The sequence below is a fragment of the Bradyrhizobium shewense genome, from assembly GCF_900094605.1.
Lineage (GTDB): Bacteria > Pseudomonadota > Alphaproteobacteria > Rhizobiales > Xanthobacteraceae > Bradyrhizobium > Bradyrhizobium shewense.
In genome coordinates this window covers 63,496-77,523 of the sequence record NZ_FMAI01000004.1, presented here as the reverse complement: position 1 = coordinate 77,523, position 14,028 = coordinate 63,496, and the positions used below count along the sequence as shown (strand labels likewise).

Annotated in this window: 12 protein-coding genes; 7 read left to right on the top strand and 5 right to left on the bottom strand. The window is 65.7% G+C overall.

Translation table 11 applies throughout. From position 1 onward, the window contains the following. Positions 1-113: 113 nt before the first annotated feature. From GA0061098_RS09545 to GA0061098_RS09525, 5 genes are all read right to left on the bottom strand, one after another. Positions 114-518, bottom strand: a complete 405-nt coding sequence (locus GA0061098_RS09545; RefSeq protein ID WP_091956099.1) for a DUF2946 family protein — start codon at positions 516-518, stop codon at positions 114-116. 277 nt (positions 519-795) lie between these two features. After that, positions 796-2,859 carry a hypothetical protein gene (locus GA0061098_RS09540; protein ID WP_091956098.1) on the bottom strand — a complete coding sequence of 688 codons (2,064 nt, stop codon included), beginning with the start codon at positions 2,857-2,859 and terminating at the stop codon, positions 796-798. A 7-nt stretch (positions 2,860-2,866) separates the two neighbouring features. Further along, positions 2,867-5,671, bottom strand: a complete 2,805-nt coding sequence (locus tag GA0061098_RS09535; RefSeq protein WP_091956097.1) for a DUF4159 domain-containing protein — start codon at positions 5,669-5,671, stop codon at positions 2,867-2,869. Continuing rightward, entirely contained in the window at positions 5,668-6,612 is a 945-nt protein-coding gene (locus GA0061098_RS09530; protein WP_038972158.1) for a DUF58 domain-containing protein, read from the bottom strand. The genes GA0061098_RS09535 and GA0061098_RS09530 overlap by 4 nt, the downstream gene beginning before the upstream one ends. Then, on the bottom strand, positions 6,612-7,610 hold the full coding sequence (locus GA0061098_RS09525; RefSeq protein WP_018323293.1) for an AAA family ATPase: 999 nt from the start codon (positions 7,608-7,610) through the stop codon (positions 6,612-6,614). Before GA0061098_RS09525 ends, GA0061098_RS09530 begins: the two co-directional genes overlap by 1 nt. 284 nt (positions 7,611-7,894) lie before the next feature. Between GA0061098_RS09525 and GA0061098_RS09520 the strand changes: the two genes are divergently transcribed. From GA0061098_RS09520 to GA0061098_RS09490, 7 genes are all read left to right on the top strand, one after another. Further along, positions 7,895-8,506 carry a DUF1285 domain-containing protein gene (locus tag GA0061098_RS09520; RefSeq protein WP_091956096.1) on the top strand — a complete coding sequence of 204 codons (612 nt, stop codon included), beginning with the start codon at positions 7,895-7,897 and terminating at the stop codon, positions 8,504-8,506. Further along, a complete protein-coding gene (locus tag GA0061098_RS09515) occupies positions 8,503-9,174 on the top strand; it encodes a CoA pyrophosphatase (protein WP_091956095.1) in 672 nt (223 codons plus the stop codon). The genes GA0061098_RS09520 and GA0061098_RS09515 overlap by 4 nt, the downstream gene beginning before the upstream one ends. Next, positions 9,171-9,434, top strand: coding sequence for a DUF6111 family protein (locus GA0061098_RS09510; RefSeq protein ID WP_028141715.1), 264 nt, complete (start codon positions 9,171-9,173; stop codon positions 9,432-9,434). The genes GA0061098_RS09515 and GA0061098_RS09510 overlap by 4 nt, the downstream gene beginning before the upstream one ends. 10 nt (positions 9,435-9,444) lie before the next feature. Beyond that, the gene (locus tag GA0061098_RS09505; RefSeq protein WP_091956094.1) at positions 9,445-10,713 is read left to right on the top strand and encodes a CCA tRNA nucleotidyltransferase; all 1,269 of its coding nucleotides are present in this window, start codon (positions 9,445-9,447) and stop codon (positions 10,711-10,713) included. After that, entirely contained in the window at positions 10,710-11,480 is a 771-nt protein-coding gene (locus tag GA0061098_RS09500; RefSeq protein WP_091956093.1) for a sulfite exporter TauE/SafE family protein, read from the top strand. Before GA0061098_RS09505 ends, GA0061098_RS09500 begins: the two co-directional genes overlap by 4 nt. A gap of 388 nt (positions 11,481-11,868) precedes the next feature. Next, positions 11,869-12,621, top strand: a complete 753-nt coding sequence (locus tag GA0061098_RS09495) for a hypothetical protein (RefSeq protein WP_091956092.1) — start codon at positions 11,869-11,871, stop codon at positions 12,619-12,621. A gap of 278 nt (positions 12,622-12,899) precedes the next feature. Next, positions 12,900-13,892 carry a glycosyltransferase family 2 protein gene (locus GA0061098_RS09490; protein WP_091956091.1) on the top strand — a complete coding sequence of 331 codons (993 nt, stop codon included), beginning with the start codon at positions 12,900-12,902 and terminating at the stop codon, positions 13,890-13,892. The last annotated feature ends 136 nt before the right edge of the window (positions 13,893-14,028 follow it).

Genomic DNA, 14,028 nt, shown 5'->3' with positions numbered 1-14,028 from the left:
TGTGTGCTGATCGGAGGCGGCCTGCCGTCGCGGCGCGACGGAATTCGACTTCAACGTCTCCCGGGCATTGCCGATGCGCGGCGAGCCCGGGCGTGATCAAGCGAAGTTGAGAGTCAGGACGCGGGAGGGGCGCGCGGCTGGAACGCCGTGCCGGCCGATTTCAGATGGAGAAATTCGGCATCAGTGGTGCGGTGGAGCAGCTCGATCGCCTGCGGCAGCAGCAGCACGGGCGGCGTTGCCGAAATGACAGTGCCTGCCATCGCGACGACGGCGCAGATCGCGCAGTTGTCCTCGCCGGGATGCTCGCGGTCGGGAGCGGCGGGCGATTGCTTCTGGACCGCGGCGCGGTCGATCGCAGCAACGCCGTTGGCGCCGTCGGTCTGCTGGAGCGCGCCCTGGGCAAGCGGCGCAGCCTGCGCGAACCAGTGGCTATGCCCGAACGTCAGCGCGAACTGCACCAGCATCGCGAACAACGCGACCCGGGCGCCGTGCCTGATATTCGACCGGAACCACTTCATCGGAAAAAGCTACCCCTACGTCGCGGCACATCAATTCCCTGACGTCGCGACGTTATAATGTAACATCGCGCGATAGGTCGGCGGATGTCAACGGCGGGGCGGGTCTGCCTGTGCAGGCAGCCGGCCCGATGTGTCGTTCGGGCAACTAGAGCACGATGGATTCAAGTCCAGTTCAGCGGACAGCGTTTGCTCTCTCCGTTCCCTCCCCCACAAGGGGGGAGGGAACGCACCGCCGTCGCGGCGCTACGCGAGTCTCGTCCAATCAAGCTTCGGGCAACTACCGCCCCTCGCGGACCCAGGTCGCAGCAAACGCGCCGAGCAGCAGCAACAGGCCAATCAGGCCGGCGAAGATCGGCAGCACGCCGACGCCCTTGACGACGCTGGCGTCGCGCATCCGCACCCCCATCCAGCCGTCGCCGGCAAAGACGCTGGCCGAGCGCACCGGCAGGATGCGCGGCAGCTCGACGTCGGCGCCGCTGGCCACGCGCACGGCGTTGCCGCCGGTCGCCTGTGTCAGTGGCTTCAAGGTCTCGACGGTGGAGGTGACCTCCGAAAACTCCTTCGGATTGGTCGGGCCGACATTGATCAGCGCCTTCAGCGTGCCGTCGGTGGCCTGCCACAGACCGAGCTCGCTTGCGGGAAGGCTGGCGCGCCATTCACCGGGATCGCCGGGGCTCAGCGTCAAATCCTGCGATGCGCCGGACGGCGAGGTCACGCTCACCGGCTGGACGCTGTCGGCCATGGTCTGACGCACCACGACGAGGTTCTTGCCCTGCACCTGCAGACGCAGCGCCTCCTCGTCGAGGTCCGGCTGCTTCATCAGCCAGTGCGACATCCGCCTGAGCAGGTCCAGATGCGGGCCGCCGCCCTCATAGCCGCGTGCCCACAGCCAGATGTGGTCGGAGAGCAGAAGCGCGACGCGGCCCTCGCCGAAGCGCGACAGGAACAGAAGCGGCTTGCCGTCGGCCCCCGTCATCACCGGCGGGTTGACGGAATTGCGGGTGTCGACGGTGCGGAAGAAACGGCTCCAGCGCGGCGGCTCGCTGGCGGAGCCCTCCAGGGCGCGCGTGACCGGGTGGCGCTTGCCGATGTCGGACAGATGCGCATAGAACGGCTTTTCCGTCACGCCCACGGGCTCTGCCGGCAGCACCGAATCCAGCGGCGTGCGCCAGATGCTGGTGTTGGAGGCGTAATCGGGGCCGGCCGAGACCAGCACCGCGCCGCCGCCGCGCACATAGCGCGCGATGTTGTCGAAATAGGCGATCGGCAGCACGCCCTGGCGGGCGTAGCGGTCGAAGATGATCAGCTGGAATTCGTTGATCTTCTGCTGGAACAGCTCGCGGGTCGGAAACGCGATCAGCGACAATTCGTTGATCGGCGTGCCGTCCTGCTTCTCCGGGGGACGCAGAATGGTGAAGTGCACGAGGTCGACGCTGGCGTCGGACTTCAAGAGGTTTCGCCAGGTGCGCTCGCCCGAATGCGGCTCGCCCGAGACCAGCAGCACGCGCAGCTTGTCGCGCACCCCGTCGATGGCGACGACGGCGCGGTTGTTCACCGGCGTCAGCTCTCTCTCGAGCGGCGAGGCCTCGATTTCGACGATGTTCGGGCCGGCATGCTTGATGTCGACGTCGACGCTCGCGGCCTGGCCGCTCGAGAGCGTGCGCTCGTTGATGACCTCGCCGTCCCTGCGGATCGTGACCTTGGCGCGCTCGCCGGAGACGCCCTGGTCGTCGAGGCGATAGCTGATGGTCTGGGTCTGGCCGACGATGCCGAAGCGCGGCGCCGCCGTGATCGCGATGCGGCGGTCGCGCTCGTCCTTCTGGCCGGTGATCAGCGCATGCACCGGCGCCTGGAAGCCGAGCGCCGTGGCGCTCGCCGGAATGTCGTGGACGCGGCCGTCGGTGATCAGGAACGCGCCGGCGACACGGTCGACCGGCACGTCCGACAAGACCGAGGCGAGGGCGCCGAACAGCTTTGTGCCGTCGGTCTCGCCGTCGGCCTGTCCGGCCTCGACGACACGGACTTCGAGCCCCTTGACCTTCTTCAGGCTGTCGACCAGCGCTTCCTGCGCTTGCGCAGCCTCGCGATTGCGGTTGCCGAAATTCTGGCTCGGGCTCTTGTCGACGACGACGGCGGCGACAGAGGTGAGGGGATCGCGATCCTCCCGGGTGAAGGAGGGATTGGCGAGCGCGAGCAGGAACAGCACCAGCGCGGCCACGCGCACGGCGGCGCCGCGCGCGCGCGCAACCAGCAGCACGATCGCGATGACGACGATCGCGGCGAGCGCGAGCCAGAGCACGATCGCGGGGACAAGCGGCGTGAATGCGATGCCGTAATTCATCTCAATCCTATTGCCCCAGCCGTTCGATCAGGGCCGGTGCGTGTACCTGGTCGGCCTTGTAATTGCCGGTCAGCGTGTACATCACGATGTTGGCGCCGGCGCGGTAGGCGAATTCGCGCTGGCGGGTGTCGCCGCCGGTCACCGGCAGCATGGCCTGGCCGTCGGGCCGCACCGCCCAGGCGCCGGCAAGATCGTTCGAGGTGATGATGATCGGCGAGACGCCGTCGCCACCGCGCGCCGGCCGCTGCGCGCTGTCCTCGTCCTCGTCGCGCGGCAGGGTCTCGACCCAGGTCTGGCCGGTGACGAAGCGGCCGGGGAAGTCGCGCAGCAGATAGAAGGTCTTGGTCAGCACATGCTCGCGCGGCACCGGCTCGAGCTCGGGCACGTCGAGCGACGACAGGATCTCGCGCAGCGTTTGCATGCCCGGGGTCTGCGCGGCGCCGTTGGCGCCGGGCGGCGCTTCGATCGCGTCGCGGGTGTCGAACAGCACGGTGCCGCCCTGCTTCATGTAGGCGTCGATCTTGTTGATGGCGTCCTGCGGCGGCTTGGGCGCTCCCGGCACGATCGGCCAATAGATCAGCGGGAAGAAGGCGAGCTCGTCGCGCGCGGGATCGATCCCGACGGGATCGCCGGCCTCGAGCGCGGTGCGCTGCGCCAGGAACAGCGTCAGTCCGGACATGCCGGCCCTGACGATGGAATCGACGTCGGCATTGCCGGTCACGACAAAGGCGAGGCGGGTCTGCGACGTCGCCTTCATCGCGAAATCGTCCGCGGCGCTGTCGGCGCGTGACGGCGCGGGCGAGAGCGAGGCGAACAACAGGCCAAGCACGATCATCGCGGGCGCGGCGCGTCGGCGCAGCAGCGCGGCGATCCCGCCGCCGAGCACCGCGACGATGATGGCGTCGACCAGGAACAGCGCGAGTGCCGTCGACAGCAGCCAGCCTCGCAAATCGCGCGGCTCGGCATTGGTGTAGGTGGCGTGCCGGGCGCGCAGGCTCGCGGTGTTCAGCGCGGCGATGCGGTCGGCGCTGGCAAGCGTGTTCACGGCGAGCGGTCCTTCGGCCGGGCCATAGAAGCCCGGCGGATGATCGGATGTGGCGCGGTCGCGATAGTCCGCGGGCAGCGGCTTTGCGGTGGCGGGCGGCGGCCCGAAGGCGCCAAAACCGTCGAGGATGTGCAGCGGCGCCACCGTCTCGGTGGTCGCTTCGCTGGCAACGCCTGCGCCGGGCTTGGACGTGTAGCCGGACATGTCGACGACCCGCCGCAGCATTTCGACGAAGGTGCCCGACATCGGCAGATCCGACCAGCGCATGTCGGCGCTGACGTGGAACAGGCTGACGAGGCCCTTGCCGCGATGCTCGCCGGTGACCAGCGGTGTGCCGTCTTCCAGCGAGGCCCAGCTCTTGGTGGCGAGCACCGCATCGGGCTCGGCCAGCACCTGGCGGCTCACGGTGACGTCCTTGGGGACGACGACGCCGGCAAACGGGCCGTCGGCTGCGAAGGTCGCAAGATGCTGCGGCTTCTCCCAGGTCAGGCTGCCGCCGAGCGTGCGGCCGCCCTTGCGCAGCTTGACCGGCACGAGATCGTCCTCGGCCTGCGCCAGCCGGGGGCCGGCGAAGCGCACCAGCACGCCGCCCTGGTCGACCCAGGCATTGAGGCGCTCGCGCAGCTCCGGCGCGATGGTGCCGACATCAGCGAGGATGATCATCGGCAGCTTCTGGTCCAAAAATTGTGTGATGCCCTGCTGCGGCGAACCCTTGTCGGCGAGCCTGACGTCGGCGAACGGCGCCAGCGCGCGGGTGAGGTAGAAGGTCGGTGCCAGCAGCGGCTGCGCAGTCTCGCTGGTCGCACCCGAGACGATGCCGATGGCGCGGCGGCGCCAGCGCTTGTCGAGCAGCTGCACCGCGCCGGCGGAGCGCTCGCCCGATATCTCGAGCCGCGTGATGTCGTTGCGCAACTCGACCGGCAGGTCGAACGCGGCGTCGGTTTCCTTGTCTTGCGGACCGAACGTGTAACGGGCCTCTCCGATCGGCGAGGCCTTCTGGTCCAGCGCGCGCACCGTGCCCATGGCGATGCCGCTGTCGGTGCGCAGCACCTTCACCGTCATCTTCGCCGCGGCGTTCTCGGCCGCGACCAGCGCCAGCGGCGAGGAGGTGCCGCCTTCGAACACGGTCAGGCTGCGATCGCCGATGGTCTTGCCGAGGCCAGCCACGAAGTCCTCGCCGCGGCCGGTGTCGACGCCGTCGGACAGCCAGGCGATCTCGCAGTCGCCAGTAGCTTTCAGGAAACGGTCGACCGCGGCCAGCGTCTCGACGCGGTCGATCGAATAGGGCTTTGGCGCGAGCTGCCGCAGCGCGACGCGCGCGGCACCCGCCGGCATCAGGGTGATGTCGCGGTTCGGCTCGGACAGCGGCACCAGCGCGATGGCGCGGCGGTCGTTGTCGGCATTGGCGATCAGCTCGTCGGCGGCCCTGATCCTGATGTCCCAGTGCGACGCCGCGCTCCAGCCGTCGTCGAGCATGATCATCAGCGGCGCCTTGCTGTCGGCTGTGCCTGTTTGCGGATTCCAGATCGGGCCGGCGGCCGCGAAAATGACGAGAGCCGCAGCCAGGAGACGCAACGCGGTCAGCCACCATGGCGTCCGCGAGGGCGTCTCCTCGCGCGGGGCGATGTCGAACAGCAGGCGTGTCGGCGGAAACTCGATGCGGCGCGGCCGCGGCGGCATCACGCGCAGCAGCCACCACAGCACGGGCAGGCTGACGAGGCCGATCAGGAGCAGCGGTTCGGTGAAGGCGAGCGGCAGTCCCATCATGCGGCCGGCCCCACCTTGATCGTCGTGGTGCGGGCGCCCGACTTGCTCACCTGCATGCCGGCATGCAGGAACAGCAGCAGCTCGGCGGCGGAGCGGTCGGTGGCGTGCGTGGTGAACAGCCAGTCCAGCTTGTTGGTCTCTGCGCGGATCTGGTCGCGGTGCAGCGCGAGTCGCGCGGTGTAATCTTGTGCCCAGCTCTCGGCGCGGCCGGCGGTGATCACGCCGAAGCCTTCGGGCTCGACGAACTCGACGCGGCCGGAATAAGGGAACGATTCTTCGGCGGGATCGACGATTTGCACCATGGTGCCATGCGCGCCGGAGCCGGAGAGGCCCGTGAGCGTCGTCTTGATCTCCGCGATCGGCGACCAGAAATCCGACAGCACGATGATCTCGGCTAGCGCCGCCGGCACGAAGGACGGCGGCAGGCTGAGGCGGTCGGCATCGTCATGCAGCATCGCCTGCGCCATCTTGTCGATCACGCTGCGGCTCGCGGTCGGCGCCATCAGGCCGGGAATGCCGACGCGCTCGCCGCCGGACACCAGCAGCTCGGCCAGCGCGAAGGCGACGATCAGCGTGCGCTCGAGCTTGGACTCGCGCGCGGTCTTCGAGGCGAACGCCATCGACGGCGAGCGGTCCGGCCAGATCCACACCGTGTGCGAGGCTTCCCATTCGAGCTCGCGGACATAGAGATGGTCGTCGCGCGCCGAGCGGCGCCAGTCGACGTTCTGCGCCGGCTCGCCGGAGACGAAGCGTCGGTATTGCCAGAAATTCTCGCCGGAGCCGGCGCGGCGGCGGCCGTGCAGGCCGTGGATGACGTTGGCGGCGATACGGCGGGCTTCGAGCACCAGGCGCGGCAAGGAAGCTGCGAGCGTGCGGCTTTCGCCATCGGCACGTCGGATCGCGATGATCTCCTTCGCTGTGTGCCCGTTCTCCGCTGCCATCAACCGATCCGTGTCTTCAATTGCCGGATCACGTCCGGAATCGTGCGGCCTTCGGCGCGCGCCTGGAACGTCAGCGCCATGCGGTGCTTCAGCACGGGCTCGGCGAGGTCGAGCACGTCGTCGACCGAGGGCGCCAGCCGTCCGTCGATCAGCGCGCGCGCACGCACCGCCAGCATCAGCGATTGGCTGGCGCGCGGGCCGGGGCCCCAGGCGATGAACTTGCCGGCTTCGCCGGCGTCCGGACCAGGACGGGCCGAGCGCACCAGCGACAGGATCGCCTCCACCACGGAATCGCCGACCGGCAGGCGCCGGATCAGCCGCTGCGCTGTGATCAGCGCGTCCGCGGTCATCGATCCCCTCGCCAGCGTCTCCTCAGCGCCGGTGGTCTCGAACAGGATGCGGCGCTCGGCGTCGCGATCGGGATAGTCGACGTCGATCTCCATCAGGAAACGGTCGAGCTGCGCTTCGGGCAGCGGATAGGTGCCTTCCTGCTCCAGCGGGTTCTGCGTCGCGAGCACGTGGAACGGCTTGGGCAGATCGTGGCGTGCGCCGGCCACGGTGATGTGCTGCTCCTGCATCGCCTGCAGCAGCGCCGATTGCGTGCGCGGGCTGGCGCGGTTGATCTCGTCCGCCATCAAGAGCTGCGCGAACACCGGACCTGCGATGAAGCGGAAGGCGCGCCTTCCCGCGGTGCTCTCATCCAGCACTTCGGCGCCGAGGATGTCCGACGGCATCAGGTCGGGCGTGAACTGGATGCGCTTGGCATCGAGGCCGAGCGTCACGCCGAGCGTCTCGACCAGCTTGGTCTTGGCAAGGCCGGGCACGCCGATCAGCAGCGCATGGCCGCCGGAGAGGATGGTGACAAGCGTGTTCTCGATCACGCGATCCTGGCCGAAGATGACGGACGCGATCGCATCCTTCGCCGCGCGAATCTGGCTCGACACCTGCTCGGCCGAACGAACGATCCCGTCCTCGAGTTTCTCGACACTCTCCGCCATCCGTTTAGCTCCTTCAGCCTGCCGCGCGGCTTGCTTACGTCGTCACGTCACCACATCACGGATCATCACGTCAGATCATCGCGTCAACTCATGGGCCTATGCTAGACTTGCAGGAAGGCCATGTATTCGTTGAATTAACCTATCCCCACCTTATCGGCTTCGGGTTATGTACGGCATCACGAAGTGGCGACCTCCCCCACCGGACTAATCCGGGGTGGAACCGTGCACCCGATCACAACGTAGACCTGCACCAATCGTGCCAAAGGACAAAGTCAGGGCAAACCATGGCGAACCAAGGGCAGAGCGCCGATCGCGGTCTTGAGGGGCTGACTGCCGCCGCCAAAAGTGCTGCCAATGCCGAAGGCGCCAAGAAGGGCTTGCCTCCGGTGCATCTGTGGAATCCGCCGTTTTGCGGCGATCTCGACATCCGAATTGCCTCCGATGGTACTTGGTTCTACTTGGGGACGCCAATCGGGCGCCCCGCTCTGGTGCGGCTGTTCTCGACTATCCTGAAGCGCGAGGGCGACAAGCATTTCCTGGTCACGCCGGTGGAGAAGGTCGGCATCCGCGTCGACGACGCGCCCTTCATGGCGGTCGAGATGCAGAAGGACGGCGAGGGCAACCATCGCGTGCTGCGCTTCCGCACCAATGTCGATGACTGGGTCACCTGCGATGCCGCGCACCGGCTGCGTTTCGAGCAGGCCAGGGACGGCGGGCTGACGCCATATCTGCACGTTCGCGCCGAGCTCTGGGCCAAGGTCACAAGGGCGCTCTATTACGATCTGGTTGACATGGGCGAGGAGCGGATGGTCGATGGCCAGCCGATGTTCGGCGTCGAATCGGCTGGCGAATTCTTCGCCATGGCCGATGCGGAGCAGGTGAGGGCCGCGCTTTGAACAAGCCTATCTTGAAGAGCGATCCCGTCGCCCCCGGCGCGGCGGATTTCTTCGCCCGCTCCAGGGCGAAGCTCGGCTTCGACGTTCCGCTCGGCCTCTACGATCCGAACATCATTCCCGCTTCGGGCGATCCCGGCACCGACAAGATGCTCGAGATCGTCGCGCGCGAGCAGCCGGTGCGCCCCGCGGCGGTCCTGATCGCGGTGGTCGATCATCCCGAGCCGACCATCTTGCTGACGCAGCGCTCGGCGCATCTCAACGACCATGCCGGCCAGATCGCTTTCCCCGGCGGCAAGATCGACGCCACCGACGCCTCGCCGCTGGATGCGGCGCTGCGCGAGGCCGAGGAGGAGGTCGGGCTGTCCAGAGACTTCGTCGAGCCGATCGGTTATCTCGATCTCTACGGCACCGCCTTCGGCTTCCGCATCCTGCCGACGGTCGCCAGGGTCAGGCCCGGCTTCGAGCTCACCATCAACCATTCCGAGGTTGATGATGCGTTCGAGGTGCCGCTATCCTTCCTGATGAACCCGGTGAACCATCAGGTGCACAGCAAGGAATTCCGCGGCATGGAGCGGTTCTACTACGCGATGCCGTTCGCGGAACGCTACATCTGGGGTGCGACGGCGGGCATGCTGCGTGTGCTGTATGAGCGGATCTATTCATCATGATCCGGCCGGTTCTGACCGAGATCGGAATCTTCCTCATTCCCTTTGCTGTCTACGCGTTGTTCCTGGCCGCGACGCGTTCCGGCCTGTTCGCGCGTTCCTCCTGGCCGGTCGCGGTCGTCGCGCGCCTTGCGCTGGCGGCGATCGTGCTGGTCATTGCGGGCCTGATCGGACTTGCGCACTTCTCCGGCGCCGCCCCGGATTCGACTTACGTTCCCGCCCATATCGAGAACGGCCGGCTGGTGCCGGGCGTGGAAAAATAGGGGCCGCACGATGAGCGCGGAGCCGATACTTGCGCCGATTCTCGCCGATGCGCCCTGGCTGACCGCAGGCGGGACCGCGCGCGTCCTGCAATTGCTCAACTCTGACGGCGAGGAGGCGCGGGTCGTCGGCGGCGCCGTACGCAACGCGCTGCTCGGTCTTGTGCCCGGCGACATCGACATCGCGACCACCGCGCGGCCGGAGGAGGTGATCCGGCGCGCCAAGGCCGCCGGCATCAAGAGCGTGCCGACCGGCATCGACCACGGCACCGTCACGCTGGTGATCGACAGCCACCCCTATGAAGTCACGACCCTGCGCGAGGACACCGAAACCTTCGGCCGCAAGGCCAAGGTCGCGTTCGGCCGCGACTGGGTCAAGGACGCCGAGCGGCGCGACTTCACCATGAACGGCCTGTCGGTCGATGCGCGCGGCGTCGTCTACGACCATGTCGGCGGCATCGCGGATGCCAAGGCGCGCCGCGTGCGCTTCATCGGCGATCCTGACCAGCGCATCGCCGAAGATTATTTGCGCATCCTGCGCTTCTTCCGCATCCACGCCGCCTTTGGTGCCGGCGATCCCGACCGCGACGGCTATCTCGCCTGCATCCGGGGGCGTGCCGGTCTTGCCAGCCTCTCGGCCGAGCGGGTGCGCATGGAGATGCTGAAGCTGCTGGTGGCCGGCGGCGCATCCGCGGCCGTGCTGGCCATGGCCGAGGGCGGATTGCTGCAAGCGCTGATCGGCGGCGTCGCCTATACCGGGCCGCTGTCGGCGATGATCGCGATCGAGCGCGAACTCGGCCTCATCGCCAGCAGCACGCGGCGCCTCGCCGCGCTGACCGTCGCGGTGACCGAAGACGCCAAGCGCGTCGCCGCGCGCCTGCGGCTCTCCAATGCCGAGACCAAGGCACTGGATTCGATGGGCCACCGCTGGTGGCGCTTCGCCACCAAGGATGAGGCCAATGCACGGCGGCTGCTCTATCGGCTCGGCCCCGAGCGCTATCACGATCGTGTGTTGCTCAGCTGGGCGCGCGCCGGTGGCGATTTCACCTCGATGCGCTGGCGCGCTCTCGCCGAGCTGCCGCAGCGCTGGACTGCGCCGAAATTTCCGCTGAAGGCCGCCGATTTCATCGCGCGCGGTCTGGCCGAAGGACCCGCGCTCGGACATGTGTTGACGCTCGCCGAGGACGCTTGGCTTGCGGCGGATTTTCCCCTAGAGGAAGCCGCACTCGCTTCCATCGCCGATCAAGCTGCGGCACGAATCAGCCGCGACGAGAGAACGTGACCATCGTCTCAGGCTTCGCCGACATCTCGATCTTTCAGCTCCTGCTGGTCGCGTTGATGGCGTTGTTTGCTTCGATCATCGGTGGTCTCGCCGGCTACGGCACCGGCGCCCTGATGCCGCTGGTGCTGGTGCCGCTGGTCGGCGCCGAGCCCGTGGTGCCGATCATCGCGATCTCCGCCATCTTCACCAATTCCAGCCGCGCCGTTGCCTATCTGCGCTACGCCGACCGCCGCCGCGCGCTGATCGTGCTCGCCTGCGCCGCGCTGACGACCGCGCTCGGCGCCTACGGCTATACGCGCCTCACCAATGCCGGCGCGGCGCTCGTGATCGGCTCCATGCTGATCCTGAGCGTGCCGCTGCGCCGCGTACTCCGCCGCCGAAAGGTCAAGATCGGCGACAGCGGCCTTGCCGCCGGCTCGGTCGGCTACGGCGTGCTGGTCGGCGGCACCTCGGGCTCCGGCGTGATCCTGCTCTCGCTGCTGATGGCCGCCGGCCTCGAAGGCGCCGCCGTGATCGCAACCGATGCCATGATCTCGCTCGGCACCGGCCTCATCAAGATCTCGGTGTTCGGCCTTGCCGGTGCCGTCACCGCGCAGGTGCTCGCCTTCGCGCTGCTGATCGGCGCGATCGCGATCCCCGGCGCGTTTCTCGCAAAGGCCTTCGTGGAGCGGATGCCGGTGCACATCCACACCGCGATCCTTGATGTCGCGGTGATCACCGGCGGGCTCGTGATGATCTCGGCGGCGGCGAGGCAGCTCGTCGCGTAGATGGCCATGGTCCAATCGGATATTCGCGACTTTCCGCGATCCAGGTTGTTCTCATAACGTCCGCTCCTGAGGGACAATCGGAAGTCGCTCGGCTCAATTGTCCCGCGGCAGCTTATGACCCGGAGCAGACTTTTGGCATATTGAGCGGATGCAACCACATGCTATGCTTCATTCACATCATGCCTAAGGTCTGATGGGCAGGCTTGATCAGGCTTACGGACTGCAGCCTGCAATTTGGAAATTGGAATAATTGAAGCCATAGGCCCCGCCTCCGGACGCATTTCAAAGGCGGCCGGGGAATGTTCATGGACGTCATTTCCCTCCGTTCTTCCCCTTGACTCGGAGGCGGGCTTTTTCTGTCAAGCTTGATTGAAAAAGTGATTCCGCCATGTCTATTCCAAAAAGCATAACGCGATGCACCGCAGTCAATCGTCGCAACAGAAGCACGGCGTGCCACTACTTAGTTGTTCTAATCCTTTCAGTTTGCATCCTTCAGCTCGCAAGCAGTACGGCGCAGACCCAGTGCGCAGCTCGCGATGTTTTGGAGAGACAGCTGAAATTCAAGACACGCGCATCCGAAGCGCCTCAACGGCTTATTCAATCCGAGCGCGACATTGCGACATGGAAGTCAATTACAATAGGCACGTTCGCCGACTCACTTAAGCTGCGCAATGCAATGGACAGCATGCGATGCAGTGTGGGCAGCCAAGCGGGCGAAATCCTTGCCCGACCGTCCTTTATTACTGCTTCTCAGAAGACAGACATGGAGCTTGCACTCGTCTCCCCGACGCAACTTGGGTTCACGAGCGATCGTGTGACGTTAGCTGACCTTTACTCACGGGCTCGAAAACTCGGCTTTGAACTTGCACCGGCAGAGGTCGGACCACAATTGCGCATCCAATATTTCGACCAGCCCGTGGGCGAGTTCCTCATCATCGGAATGGAGGCGATCATGACCTGGAGCGGGGACCCGATTATACTGAATGTAGCAAATGGCGGCGCCGGATTGATCCTAATCGGCCAAGACGGTAGAGCCGAAGCCGAGATACCTGCCACGTCTCGGATCGTTTTTGCGCGCTCGCGTAAACTTGCGCCCAATACCAATCTCATCGATCAAGCTGCTGCAGTTCCGCGCGAGTAAGGAGGGTGACCGCAATTGGCCTGTCGCTGACGTTACCCCCAAAGCAACGAAGGCGTCCGCTTCCGACAGGTGACCCGATCAAGCTCATGCTGGCCGGCTAGAGCAGCCTTTGACCCGTAGCGGACTCGGGGGGTCCCTGAAAGGAGCAGGATTTGATCGGCAGCGTTGAAAGGGCGGATGAACTACCCCTCGTGGCAGCAGGCCAGGAACCCATTCAATCGTAATTTGTTGAATAGATAGATTTCGACGCTTTTGTGAGTCGGTGGAACCGACAATAAATGACTTCCGTAGACGTCGTTGTTCCCTGCTTCCGGTACGGGCATTTCCTGCGAGAGTGCGTCGAGAGCGTTTTGACGCAATCCGATCCCGAATTGCGCGTGCTCATCATCGATGATGCGTCGCCCGACAATACTGCGGAAGTTGCGCAAGAGTTGGTCGGCTCCGATCCCCGCGCCAACTACCGCAGACACACCTCGAATCAAGGTCTCATCGCTACCGCCAACGAAGGCATCGCCTGGGTGAGAGCCGACTATATGCTTCTGCTGTCTGCGGACGATTACCTGCTGCCCGGTGCCCTCAAGAGATCGGCCGATCTGATGGATGATCATCCTTCTGTCGCTTTCACCTTCGGAGGCGCGGTCGTTCTCGATCAACGGGGGGAGCGTTCGCGCCATAGAACAGGAGTGGGATCCAGAACCCACGTTTTGTCCGGACGTGATTTCGTCGCACTTAGCGGCGCAAGAAACATTGTGCTGTCACCGACCGTAGTGGTTCGCACGAGCCTGCAGAAAAGAGTGGGCGGGTATTTGGCTGACTTGCCCTATGCCTCTGACATGGAAATGTGGTTGCGACTCGCCGCACATGGCGACGTGGGGGTCATTGCTGCTGATCAAGCCGTGTATCGATCGCACTCGGCCAATATGTCAGGTGAGCCTTCGCGGGAGCAAGACCTGCTCCAACGCAAGGCGGCGATTGAACACTTCCTGAATAGTTGCGCCGCCAGGTTGACGAACGCTGACGATCTTCGTGCCTGGTTGATCCATATGTTGGCGCTTGAAGCGATCGGCTGTGCAAGCGCGGCCTTCAACGAAGGAGCGACGGAAAGCTCAGCACGGCTTTCTCAGCTTGCGGTGAGTATCGATCCGAGCGTTCAAGGAACGCCTCGGTGGTGTTTTCTCGCCTGCAAGAAGGCTCTTGGGTCACGAGGATGGCTCCTGGTGCGGCCTTCAGTTGAGTGGTTGAGATCTATCTTCCATAACGGGCGCCGCTGAGTCTGCTGAAGCGACTGGAGCGTCATTATCGCTTTTGGCCGTCGCGACATTCGCCGATGAGCCCACTATCGCAGTGATTGGCAGAGAAGCAGACATCAAGTGCGCTGGAGCGGCGGACTCCAGGCTGACCGGAATG

Coding starts and splice junctions, on each gene's coding strand:
- GA0061098_RS09545 (WP_091956099.1), bottom strand. CDS start 518: ATGAAGTGGTTCCGGTCGAATATCAGGCACGGCGCCCGGGTCGCGTTG.
- GA0061098_RS09540 (WP_091956098.1), bottom strand. CDS start 2,859: ATGAATTACGGCATCGCATTCACGCCGCTTGTCCCCGCGATCGTGCTC.
- GA0061098_RS09535 (WP_091956097.1), bottom strand. CDS start 5,671: ATGATGGGACTGCCGCTCGCCTTCACCGAACCGCTGCTCCTGATCGGC.
- GA0061098_RS09530 (WP_038972158.1), bottom strand. CDS start 6,612: ATGGCAGCGGAGAACGGGCACACAGCGAAGGAGATCATCGCGATCCGA.
- GA0061098_RS09525 (WP_018323293.1), bottom strand. CDS start 7,610: ATGGCGGAGAGTGTCGAGAAACTCGAGGACGGGATCGTTCGTTCGGCC.
- GA0061098_RS09520 (WP_091956096.1), top strand. CDS start 7,895: ATGGCGAACCAAGGGCAGAGCGCCGATCGCGGTCTTGAGGGGCTGACT.
- GA0061098_RS09510 (WP_028141715.1), top strand. CDS start 9,171: ATGATCCGGCCGGTTCTGACCGAGATCGGAATCTTCCTCATTCCCTTT.
- GA0061098_RS09505 (WP_091956094.1), top strand. CDS start 9,445: ATGAGCGCGGAGCCGATACTTGCGCCGATTCTCGCCGATGCGCCCTGG.
- GA0061098_RS09495 (WP_091956092.1), top strand. CDS start 11,869: ATGTCTATTCCAAAAAGCATAACGCGATGCACCGCAGTCAATCGTCGC.
- GA0061098_RS09490 (WP_091956091.1), top strand. CDS start 12,900: ATGACTTCCGTAGACGTCGTTGTTCCCTGCTTCCGGTACGGGCATTTC.